Annotated in this window: 10 protein-coding genes; 3 read left to right on the plus strand and 7 right to left on the minus strand. The window is 74.6% G+C overall.

Features of this window, described 5'->3' with window-relative positions; all coding sequences use genetic code 11:
• Window positions 1-849 (plus strand): ATP-dependent helicase C-terminal domain-containing protein (locus I4I78_RS24275; RefSeq protein WP_275958008.1); only part of this gene is annotated, 849 nt, incomplete at its 5' end.
• A 30-nt stretch (window positions 850-879) separates the two neighbouring features.
• Here the strand turns inward: I4I78_RS24275 and I4I78_RS24280 are convergent.
• Together I4I78_RS24280 and I4I78_RS33015 are read right to left on the minus strand one after the other, a co-directional pair.
• A complete protein-coding gene (locus tag I4I78_RS24280; protein ID WP_308252323.1) occupies window positions 880-1,512 on the minus strand; it encodes a class F sortase in 633 nt (210 codons plus the stop codon).
• A gap of 4 nt (window positions 1,513-1,516) precedes the next feature.
• The gene (locus tag I4I78_RS33015) at window positions 1,517-1,930 is read right to left on the minus strand and encodes a calcium-binding protein (RefSeq protein ID WP_226380342.1); all 414 of its coding nucleotides are present in this window, start codon (window positions 1,928-1,930) and stop codon (window positions 1,517-1,519) included.
• Between the two features lie 284 nt (window positions 1,931-2,214).
• Here I4I78_RS33015 and I4I78_RS24285 point away from each other — a divergent pair, with 284 nt between their 5' ends.
• A complete protein-coding gene (locus tag I4I78_RS24285; protein WP_218613798.1) occupies window positions 2,215-3,216 on the plus strand; it encodes a threo-3-hydroxy-L-aspartate ammonia-lyase in 1,002 nt (333 codons plus the stop codon).
• A 33-nt stretch (window positions 3,217-3,249) separates the two neighbouring features.
• Here the strand turns inward: I4I78_RS24285 and I4I78_RS24290 are convergent, their stop codons facing one another.
• From I4I78_RS24290 to I4I78_RS24310, 5 genes are all read right to left on the minus strand, one after another.
• Window positions 3,250-4,545 (minus strand): TRAP transporter large permease, encoded by a 1,296-nt coding sequence (locus tag I4I78_RS24290; RefSeq protein WP_218613799.1) that lies wholly within the window; start codon window positions 4,543-4,545, stop codon window positions 3,250-3,252.
• Window positions 4,545-5,165, minus strand: a complete 621-nt coding sequence (locus I4I78_RS24295; RefSeq protein WP_218613800.1) for a TRAP transporter small permease — start codon at window positions 5,163-5,165, stop codon at window positions 4,545-4,547. The genes I4I78_RS24290 and I4I78_RS24295 overlap by 1 nt, the downstream gene beginning before the upstream one ends.
• Window positions 5,162-6,238 carry a TRAP transporter substrate-binding protein DctP gene (dctP, locus tag I4I78_RS24300; protein WP_218613801.1) on the minus strand — a complete coding sequence of 359 codons (1,077 nt, stop codon included), beginning with the start codon at window positions 6,236-6,238 and terminating at the stop codon, window positions 5,162-5,164. Before dctP ends, I4I78_RS24295 begins: the two co-directional genes overlap by 4 nt.
• A gap of 82 nt (window positions 6,239-6,320) precedes the next feature.
• Window positions 6,321-7,628 (minus strand): MFS transporter, encoded by a 1,308-nt coding sequence (locus I4I78_RS24305; RefSeq protein WP_218613802.1) that lies wholly within the window; start codon window positions 7,626-7,628, stop codon window positions 6,321-6,323.
• Window positions 7,621-8,112 carry a MarR family winged helix-turn-helix transcriptional regulator gene (locus I4I78_RS24310; protein ID WP_218613803.1) on the minus strand — a complete coding sequence of 164 codons (492 nt, stop codon included), beginning with the start codon at window positions 8,110-8,112 and terminating at the stop codon, window positions 7,621-7,623. The genes I4I78_RS24305 and I4I78_RS24310 overlap by 8 nt, the downstream gene beginning before the upstream one ends.
• Before the next feature lie 120 nt (window positions 8,113-8,232).
• On the opposite strand from I4I78_RS24310, the gene secA2 reads away from it, so the two are divergent.
• Window positions 8,233-10,611: accessory Sec system translocase SecA2 (secA2, locus tag I4I78_RS24315; RefSeq protein ID WP_218613804.1), on the plus strand; the 2,379-nt coding region annotated here is incomplete at its 3' end.

Consider the following 10,611-nt stretch of genomic DNA (forward strand, 5'->3'; position numbering starts at 1 on the left):
GAGTGGCTCGCCGTCGCCGTCGCGGACCGCCGCCCGGGCCAGATCCACGGGCAGGTGCGGCTCGCCGCCGTCGCCGACCAGGGCCTCGCCGAGCACGCCGGCGCCGCGCTGCTCTCCGAGACCACCGAGGTCGAGTGGTCGGGCGGCGACGTCCGCGCCCGGCGGGTACGACGCCTCGGCGCGCTCGTGCTCGGCGAGCGCCGCGTCCCCGACCCGGACCGCGACGCCGTGCGCGCCGCGCTGCTCGAGGGCATCCGCACCGAGGGCACCGGGCTGCTGCACTGGACGGCCGGGTCCCGCTCGCTGCACGCGCGCCTGGACTTCCTGCACCGGGTGCTCGGCGACCCGTGGCCCGCCGTGGACGAGGAGTCGCTGCGCGCCGGCGCCGCCGACCCGGCCGGATGGCTCGCCGGGCCGCTGGCCTCGGCCCGCCGCCGCGCCGACCTGGCCCGGGTCGAGGCCGGGGCCGCGCTGCGCGCGCTCGTCGCCGCGCACGCCGGCGGGCTGGCCGGGCGGATCGACGAGCTGGCCCCGGAGCGGATCGAGGTCCCGACCGGGTCGAAGGTCGCGCTGGACTACTCCGGTGACGCTCCGGCGCTGCCGGTGCGCGTGCAGGAGGTGTTCGGCTGGACCGCCTCACCGGCCGTCGCGGGCGGGCGGGTGCCGGTCGTGCTGCACCTGCTCTCCCCCGCCGGACGACCGGCCGCGGTCACCGCGGACCTGGAGTCGTTCTGGGACAACGCCTACCCGCAGGTGCGGGCGGAGCTGCGCGGGCGCTACCCCAGGCACGCCTGGCCGGACGACCCGCGCGCGGCCACCCCGACCCGGCGGACCAAGCGCCGCAGCTAGGGAGTTACAGCCGGGTTCCTGCCGGCATGCCTAGCTCCTCAGGTCGGCGAAGACGACGACGTTGGACCGGTAGCTGCGGGCCTCGCCGTCGAACTCGCCGCCACAGGTGATCAGGCGCAGGCCGGCGTGGTCGAGGTCGCCGTAGACCTCGTCGGTCGGGAACACCGACTTCGGGTACTGGGTGACGCGGCGGACGTCGAACACCGCGGTGCCGCCGTCGGAACGCTCGACGCGGATCTCGGCGCCGGGGCGCACCGTCTCCAGTGCGGCGAACGCACCGGGCCGCCCGCGCCAGTTCACGTGCGCCGCCACGACGGCGGGGCCGAGCTCGCCGGGGGTGGGCCCGCCGGTGAACCAGCCGCTGGTCGGGCCGTCCGAGGGGACCTCCATGCTGCCGTCGGGCTGCAGGCCCAGCCCGATCATCGGGGCGTCGATCCCGGCCGAGGGGACCGTGATCCGGGTCGGTGCCGACTCCGGCAGGACCGCGGCCGCGGGTGGCTCGGCCACCGACCGGGCGGTCGCCGCCGATGCGGAGCGCAGGGCGTCGGTGGTCGGGGCGTCGGCCGGGTCGGCGACGACCACGATCGCGAGGCAGGCCACGGCCCCCAGCCCCGCCGCGCGCAGGGCGAGGCGCAGGCGTGGGGGACGTGGCCGGGCACTCACGTGGTCAGGACTGGCGGCGCGCGACCCGGCGGACGGCCACGACGCCGACACCGCCCGCGACGATCGCCCCCGCGACCAGCGGCAGCGGGTCGCTCCCGGTGCCGGAGACCGGGCCGTCACCGGCCTCGACGCCGCCGACCGGCTTGGCCGAGACCTGCTCGGTACTGCCCTCGTCGCCGCTGCTGCTCGATGTCGACCCGGACGCCGCGTACCCGTCGTAGTTCTCGCACGCCTCCTGGTCGTCGTCCTCGTCGAGGCGGTTCGGGTCGCTCGGGTCCGCGTCATAGGTGGCCTGGGCCTCGGCCTGGCTGGCGAAGTCGGCGCAGTTCTTGTCGTTCTGGGCGAACGCGACGCCGGCGAGGGGAAGGCCGAGCGCGGCGGCGAGCACGGCCGACGCGGCCAGGGTGCGGATGCGCATGGTGGTGTGTCCTTTCCAAGGACGAGAGCGGGGAGCCTCAGACCCTTAACGCCCGATTTGTGACGTCGGTTACGCACCGTTCCGAGATTTCTCGATCGGGTCGCACAAACGATCACCGGAACGGGTCCGGGCCGGGCCCGTCGCGACGGAGCGTGGGAGCCTCACTCCTCAAGACGTCCGGTATGGGCAGTGGTTCCCTTCTCGGTGGAGTAACCGGTTCGTCCGTTCGGCCGGTTCCCGGGTAAGGGTTGAGCCGTGCCGACGTCGCGACGGAGGCTGGTCCCATGAGCACCGCCGCGCCCACCGCCGCCGATCCCCTCGACCTCCCGACCATCGACGACGTGCGCGCCGCCGCCGGCCGGATCCGTGAGGCCGCGCACCGCACACCGGTGCTGACCTCCCGACTGGTCGACGCCGAGGTCGGTGCGCAGGTGTTCGTGAAGGCGGAGAACCTGCAGCGTTCGGGCAGCTTCAAGTTCCGCGGTGCGTTCCACACGCTGTCCCGGCTCCCCGACGCGCAGCGGGCTGCCGGGGTGGTCGCGTTCTCCTCCGGCAACCACGCCCAGGCCGTCGCGCTGGCCGCGTCGATCCTGCACGTGCCGGCCACCATCGTGATGCCCACCGACGCGCCCGCGGCCAAGCTGGCCGCGACCCGCGGCTACGGCGCCGAGGTCGTCGCCTACGACCGCTACACCGAGGACCGCGAGGCGATCGCGACCCGGCTCTCCCGCGACCGCGGCCTGACCCTGGTCCCGCCCTACGACCACCCCGACGTCATCGCCGGGCAGGGGACCGCGGTGCTGGAGCTGCTGGAGGACACCGGCCCGCTGGACGCGCTGTTCGTCTGCCTGGGCGGGGGCGGGCTGCTGTCGGGCTCGCTGCTCTCGGCGCAGGCCCTGGCGCCGGACTGCGCCGTCTACGGCGTCGAGCCGCGCGCAGGCGACGACGGGCTGCAGTCGCTGCGCGCCGGGCGGATCGTGCGGATCGAGACCCCGCGCACGCTCGCCGACGGCGCCGCCACCCCGTACCTGGGCACCCGCACGTTCCCGATCATCCGCGACCTGGTCACCGACATCGTCACCGTCGACGACGACGAGCTGGTCACCGCGATGCGCATGTTCGCGTCCCGGATGAAGATCGTGACCGAGCCGACCGGCTGCCTGGCCTTCGCCGGGATGCGCGCCGCCGTCGCCGCCGACCCGCAGCGTTTCGCCGGGGCCCGGATCGGCGTCACGATCTCCGGCGGCAACATCGACCTGGACCGGTTCGCCGCGCTGGTCGGCTGAGCGCGTCGCCCGGCCGCCGGGCCGACGTCGCCGTCACCCGCTGCCCATCGTCTGCGGCAGCCACAGCACGATCTCCGGGACGAACGTGAACAGCAGCACCAACGCCAGCATCGCCCCCACGAACGGCAGGACACCGCGGAACACCTGCTCGGTGGGCATCCCGGTGGCCCGGGCGACGATGAACACGTTGAGTCCCAGCGGCGGCGAGACCAGGCCGATCTCGGCCAACAGCACCACCATCACGCCGAACCACACCGGGTCGTAGCCGAGCTGCTCGACGACCGGGAGCACGACCGGGACGGTGAGCGCGAGGATCGCCATCTGGTCCATGAACGCACCCAGCACGAGGTAGAACACCGCGATCCCGAGGAAGATCACCACCGGCGCGGCCGGGATCGCGGCGACGGCGTCGACGACGGTGGTGGTCACCCGGGACAGCGTCAGCACGTAACCGAACACGTGCGCCGACGCGATGATCAGCAGGATCATCGCGGTGGAGCCGAGGGTGTCGAGCAGCGAGGCGCGGATGCGGGCGCGGTCCAGCCCGTCGCGCCGTGCCAGCCCGATCACCAGCGCCCCCGCGACGCCGAGCGCCGCGGCCTCGGTCGGGGTGGCGACGCCGAGGTAGATACTGCCGGTGACCAGCGCGAACAGCACCGCGACCGGCCCGACGGTGGTCAACGTGGCGACCTTCGTGCGCAGCGAGCTCGCCTCCCCGGGCGGCGCCAGCTCGGGACGGCGGCGCACCAGGACCAGCGTGGTGATCACCAGTGCGACCACCACGAGGGCGCCCGGCACGAACCCGGCGATCAGGACCTGCCCGACGCTCTCCTCCGCCAGCACGGCGTAGAACACGAGGATGATGCTCGGCGGCACCATCGCGGCCAGCGTGCCGACGACGGCCACCAGCCCGCCGGCGAGGCGCCGGTCGTAGCCGCGCCGGGTCATCTCCGGGACCGCGGTGGAGGCCAGCGTCGCCGCGGCCGCGGTGCTGGACCCGGAGATCGCCGCGAACACCGCCCCGGACAGGGTCGTGGCGACGCCGAGCCCGGCCGGGGCGCGACCGACCCACGTGCGCGCGGCGTCGAACAGGTCCCCGGCGACACCGCTGCGCAGCACGAGCTGGGCCATCAGGACGAACAGCGGGATCGACGACAGCGAGTAGGCCGTGGCGTAGGTCTGCGGCGCGGTCTCCATCACCCCGAGCACGGCCGGCAACCCGCCGTACACGAACAGCCCGGCGATCCCGGCCAGACCGATCGCGAACCCGACCGGGACCCGGATCAGCAGCAGTACCAGCAGCAGCGCCACGGTGAGCAGGGCGAGCATCAGCGCACCCCGCCGTGCGCGGTCCCGGGATCGACCCCGTGATCGACCCCGTGATCGACCCCCGGGCCCGGGACACCGCCGCGCACCTCGGGCGGGAGCTCGTCCACGCCGTCGTCGACGAGCGGGTCGCGCACCGTCCGGGAGAGCGCGACCAGCAGGCGCACCAGCAGCACCAGCGCACCGATCGGGACCATCACCGCCGAGGTCCACACCGGCCAGGACAGCTCCGCGCCACCGGGCGGCGGGATGTCCCCGCCGGTGGCCGCCGACCAGGTCAGCGCCAACCCGCCCCAGGCCAGCGCGGCGACGAAGAACGGTGCCAGCAGGGCCCCGAGCAGGGCGCACACCCGCCGGCCCGTCTCCGGCAACGAGCGGTAGACGACGTCGATCCGCACGTGCGCCCCGGTCCGGACGGTCCACGGCAGGGCCAGGAAGAAGATCGCGGTCATCAGGTAGTCGGTGATGAACGCCAGCGACCAGGACAGCGGGGTGGCGAACACGTAGCGCAGCACCACGCCCAGCACCATCAGCGCGGCGAGCGCGGCCAGCGCGAGCGCGGCCACCCCCGCCAGGACGTCCTCGACCCGGCTCAGCCCGCGCTCGAACCGCCCGGGGCTCACGGCCCGCCCGCCGTCCGGGCCCGCTTGCTGCGTTCCAGCTCGTCCAGCACGGCCCGGCCGGGCAGGCCGAGTGCCTCCATGTCCTCGACCCACTGCCCGCGCACCGGGGCCAGCGCCGCGTCCCAGACCCGTCGCTCGTCGGGCGTGAGCCGGTGGAACCGCACGCCGCCCTCGGCGAGGGTGGCCCGCGCGGCCGCGGTGCGCTGGTCGAGGACGGCGCACAGGTGCCGGGTCGTCTCCCGGCCCGCCGTGGCCAGGGCCGCGCGCAGGTCGGGTGGCAAGCCGGCCCAGCGTGGCTCGGCGATCGCGTAGGTGATGGTGAAGCTGCCCAGCTGGGCGCCCTCGGTGACGTTGGTGGCCGCCTCGTCGAGCCGGTAGGGCAGGGCGCTGAGCGGCCCGAGCACGGTCCCGTCCACCGTGCCGCGCGAGATCGCCTCGTACATCTCGGTGGCCGGCATGGCCACCGGGGTGGAGCCCAGCGCGGAGACGGTGAGGTCGATCGTCCCGCCGGCCGAGCGCAGCTGCAGCCCACCGACGTCCCCGGGCAGGGCGACCTCCCGCCCGCTCCCGGTGAACACCTCGTATCCCGGCACGACTCCGACCAGCAGCGGGTGCAGCCCGTCCGGCGCGAAGTCGGTGCGGGTCAGGATGCCGTTCTCGCCGAGCAGGGGCTCCAGGGCCGACGCTCCGCTGCAGGCGTCCGGGCTCATCCCGGGCAGGTCGGCGACGCCGGAGAGCGGCAGCTGCGACGACACGTACCCCGGAGAGATCATCGCGACGTCCACCAGGCCGGCCCGGGTCAGCGCGTTGAAGTCCTGCGGCGCACCGAGCTGTTCGGACGGGTAGTAGTCGAACCTGAGCCGGCCCCCGGAGAGCTCACCCGCCCGCCGCACGAAGTACCGGGCGCCCTCCCGGGAGATGGGGTGGCTGTCGGGGAACGAGTCCGCCAGCACGAGCGTGACGGTCTCACCGGGCGCGGTGGCCCGGTCGGTGCCGGTGCCCGGCCCGCCTGCGCTGCAACCGGTCAGCACGAGCGCGACGACGGCACACAGCGCGCTGACGATGCGGACCATCGGCAGAGTGTGCCCGGACCGACCCCTCCGCCGGAAGCATGGTGATCGAGTTTCCTGTTCCCGGACCGGTCACCCGGGCGGCTCAGCGGCGGTCGTGGCGCAGCGCGTCCTCGGCGATGACGGCCTCGCCCGGCAGGCCCGGGACCTCCCCGACGGCGGCCTCGGCGTCGGCCCGCTCGTGCGACGGCCCGGGCTGCCCGGACTCGGCGTCGGCCTCGGTGAGCGGCCGGTGGATCGTCGTCAGCAGCGCGATCCCGGCCACCACGACGACGGCCGCGATCACGAACGGCACGGTCGCGCCGAACGACGCGGCCAGCAGGCCGGCCGCGAACGGGGCGAGCCCGCCGCCGATGAACCGGACGAACCCGTAGGTCGCCGCCGCGGTCGGGCGCTCCACCGGTGCGATGCTCATGACCGCGGTGGTGACCAGCGTGTTGTTCAGCCCGACCGCGATCCCGGACAGGATCACCGCGACGATCACGACGGTCGGGTCGGTGTCGAAGATGCCGATCACGGCCAGCAGCACCGCAATCCCGCCGAGCGCGCCGTAGAGCGTCGCGGGCGTGCCGAAGCGGTCCTTGAGCCACGGCGCGCCGAACACGGCGAAGATCGCGACCAGGATGCCCCAGCCGAAGAACACCCCGCCCAGCGCGATCGGGTTCAGCCCGCCCATCAGGAACGGCGCGTAGCCGAGCAGGGTGAAGAAGCCCCAGTTGTAGAGCAGCCCGACGACGCTGGTGGTCGCCAGCGCACGGTGGCGCAGCGCGGTCAGCGGTTCGGACAGCCGCGCCTTCCGTTCCGGTGCCGGCGTGTTCGGCAGCAGCACGACGGTCGCGACGAGCGCGACCAGCATCAGCACCGACACCCCGAAGAACGGGCCGCGCCAGCTCACGTTGCCCAGCAGGCCCCCGACCAGCGGGCCGGTCGCGATACCGAGGCCGAGCGCGGTCTCGTAGAGCACGATCGCCCCGGCGAACCCGCCGCTGGCCGAGCCGACGATCACCGCCAGCGAGGTCGCGATGAACAGCGCGTTGCCCAGCCCCCAGCCGGCCCGGAACGCGACGATCCCCCAGATCCCGGACGCCGCCCCGGCCAGCGCCGCGAACACCACGATCAGCGCCAGCCCGGCGATCAGCGTCTTCTTGGCACCGATCCGGGACGAGACCCAGCCGGTCACCAGCATCGCGACCGCGGTCACCACCAGGTAGCTGGTGAACAGCAGCTCGACCTCGGCGTGGCTCGCGCCGAGCTGCCCGGACAGCGACGGCAGGATCGGGTCCACCAGACCGATCCCCATGAACGAGATCACGCAGGCGAACGCGACCGCCCACACGGCCTTCGGCTGCCGGAACGGGCTCGGTGCCGGCCCGTGGGCGTGACTGCTACTCATCGTCGTCCCCCTCGTCGTTCGTCGCCTCTGTCGTGCTCAGTGCGTCCAGGGCCGGCGTCGCGCCGAACAGGGCGGCCCGGTCGTCGTCGGTGAGCTCGCGGACCCGCCGCGCCAGCAGGCGGGCGCGCTCGTCGTGCACCGAGTCCAGGTACTCCCGGCCCGCGTCGGTGACCGCGACCAGCGTCGCCCGGCCGTCGTCCGGGTCGCGGCTGCGCTCGACCAGGCCGGCGGCGGCCAGGCGACCGATCAGCCCGGTCATCCCCGGCTGGCTCACGTGCTCGGCGTCGGCCAGCTCGGTGATCCGACGGGGCCCGGTGCGGGCCAGCGCGTCCATCGTCGTGAAACCGGAGGCGCCCCAGCGCAGCGGCGGCATCGCGCGGCGCAACGCGTGGTTCAGCCGGTCGACGGCCAGCGCGAACGCCATCACATCGTCCGCGTCCCTGCTCGCGTCCCGCGGGTTGTCGAACGCCACCGTGTTGCTCACCGGGAAATTACATCAGCTAGTTATATAAGCTAGCAATGTGGATGTGGATGATCGTGGTCACCCCCGCCGGCGACGTGGCCGGTCGAACGCGACGCCGCCGCGGCGCCGTAGGCTCGTCCGGTGATCCGTGACCGCGTCCGGCGGGGCCTGCAGCGTCCGGGCACCGCGGATCTGGGCCACCACCGTCGTCCCGTGCGGGCGGCGGGCGAGGCCGAGGAGCGCTTCCGCCGGCTCACCGACGCCGAGCTGGCGGACGCGGCCCGGAGCTCCGCCCCGGCGATGACCGGACGTCGCAGCGGCGAGGCGCGCACGGAGTTCTGCGCCGCCGCCCGGGAGTCCGTGCGGCGCACCTGCGGGGTCCGGCTGTTCGACGAGCAGCTCTACGGCGTGCTCGGCCTGCTCGACGGGCTGGTCGTGCAGATGGCGACCGGCGAGGGCAAGACGCTGTGCGGCGCGGTCGCCGCGGCCGGGTTCGCCCTGCAGGACCGGCACGTGCACGTGCTGTCGGTGAACGACTACCTGGCGCGCCGCGACCGCACCTGGACCGCGCCGCTGACCGATCTGTGGGGCGTGTCCGGGGACTGGATCGAGCAGTCGCACCCCGCGGAGCGTCGCCGCAGCGCCTACGCGACCTCGGTCGTGTTCGGCTCCGCGACCGAGATCGGGTTCGACGTGCTGCGCGACCGGCTGGTCCGCGACGTCGCCGACCGGGTCCTCCCGCGCCCGGACGTCGCGATCATCGACGAGGTCGACTCGGTGCTGATCGACCAGGCCCGGGTCCCGCTGGTGCTGGCCGGCAGCGCGACCGGGACGGCCTTCGACCGGGCGCTGACCGACCTGGTCACGACCCTGCGCCTGGGCACCGACGTGCGCACCGACGCCGAGCAGCGCAACGTCGAGCTCACCGACCGCGGCGTGAACCGGGTCGAGGCCGCGCTCGGCGGGATCGACCTCTACACCGAGGAGCACGCCCCGACGCTGGCCGCGGTGCACGTCGCGTTGCACGCGGAGTTCCTGCTGTCCCGCGACGTCGACTACATCGTCCGGGACCGGGCCGTCGAGCTCGTCGACCCCACCCGCGGGCGGGTGGCGATGCGCCAGCGCTGGCCGGACGGGATCCAGGCCGCGGTCGAGGCCAAGGAGGGGCTGGCGGCCAGCGCCACCGGTGAGGTGCTCGACCAGACCACGGTCGGCGGCCTCGTCGAGCGCTACGGCACGGTCGCCGGGATGACCGGTACCGCGGTCGCGGTCGCCGAGGAGCTGCGCGAGTTCCACGCCCTCGAGGTCGCCGTGGTCGCTCCGCACCGGCCGTGCGTGCGCGACGACCTGCCGGACCGCTTCTCCGACACCGGCGCGCAGCGCCGCGACGCCGTCGTCGCCCGGATCCTGCAGGTGCACGAGGGCGGGCGCCCGGTGCTGGTCGGCACGCCCGACGTCGCCGCGTCGGAGGATCTCGCCGCGGCGCTGCGCGGGCACGGGGTGGACGTGGCCGTGCTCAACGCCCGTAACGACGGCGACGAGGCCGCGGTCGTCGCCCGCGCCGGGGAGCCGGGCCGGGTCACCGTCTCCACCCAGATGGCCGGGCGCGGCACCGACATCCGGCTCGGCGGCGTGGACGGCACCGGCCCGGCGCACGAGCAGGTCGTCGCCGACGGCGGGCTCCACGTCCTGGGCTACGGGCGCCACACCAGCAGTCGGCTCGACGACCAGCTGCGCGGGCGCGCCGGGCGCCAGGGCGACCCGGGCAGCAGCGAGTTCTTCGTCGCTCTCGACGACGACGTCCTCACGCGGTTCGGCGACGGGAGACCGAGAGCAGCGGACGCGGAACGAGCATCGGCACCGGTGTCGGCGCACGACCCGCAGGCCGGGCTCGTGGTGGACCGCGCGCAGCGCGTCGCGCAGGCCGACGAGCTGCAGGTGCACCGCACCACCTGGAACTACCACCACCTGCTCGACCAGCAGCGCGACCGGCTCCTGGAGCACCGCGAGCAGGTTCTGACGACCGCGCTCGCCGCGGACGACCTCGCCGAGCGGTACCCCGGGCAGCACGCGGCGCTGGTCGCCGCGCACGGCGCCGACGCGGTCACCCGCGCCGCCCGGCTGATCCGGCTGCACCACCTGGACCGGCGCTGGAGCGAGCACCTGGCCGTCGTCGCCGAGCTGCGCGAGGGGATCCACCTGCGCGGGCTCTCCCGCGGGATGACTGGGCTGTCCCCGCTCGACGAGTTCCACCAGGACGCGATGCACGCGCTGAGGACGCTCACCACCGACGTCGACCGCGACACCGGGGACGCCTTCGCCGCCCTGGACCCGGACGGCCCGCTGGAACCGGACGCGGTGGTGCCCGAGCCGTCGACGACCTGGACCTACCTGGCCACCGACACCCCGTACGGCTCGGACGCCGAACGCGCGCTCAGCGGGCTGGTGCGGGTGGTGACCGGCCGCGACGGCGGGCGCGGTCCCGGCTGGTCCGCGGCCCGGATCGTGCTGGGCCTGGCC

It is taken from the genome of Pseudonocardia sp. KRD291 (assembly GCF_019263595.1).
Lineage (GTDB): Bacteria > Actinomycetota > Actinomycetes > Mycobacteriales > Pseudonocardiaceae > Pseudonocardia.

What these genes read in the sequence shown, in the direction of transcription:
- I4I78_RS24285 (WP_218613798.1), top strand. Translation starts at nt 2,215, where the DNA reads ATGAGCACCGCCGCGCCCACCGCCGCCGATCCCCTCGACCTCCCGACC.
- I4I78_RS24290 (WP_218613799.1), bottom strand. Translation starts at nt 4,545, where the DNA reads ATGCTCGCCCTGCTCACCGTGGCGCTGCTGCTGGTACTGCTGCTGATC.
- I4I78_RS24305 (WP_218613802.1), bottom strand. Translation starts at nt 7,628, where the DNA reads ATGAGTAGCAGTCACGCCCACGGGCCGGCACCGAGCCCGTTCCGGCAG.
- I4I78_RS33015 (WP_226380342.1), bottom strand. Translation starts at nt 1,930, where the DNA reads ATGCGCATCCGCACCCTGGCCGCGTCGGCCGTGCTCGCCGCCGCGCTC.
- dctP (WP_218613801.1), bottom strand. Translation starts at nt 6,238, where the DNA reads ATGGTCCGCATCGTCAGCGCGCTGTGTGCCGTCGTCGCGCTCGTGCTG.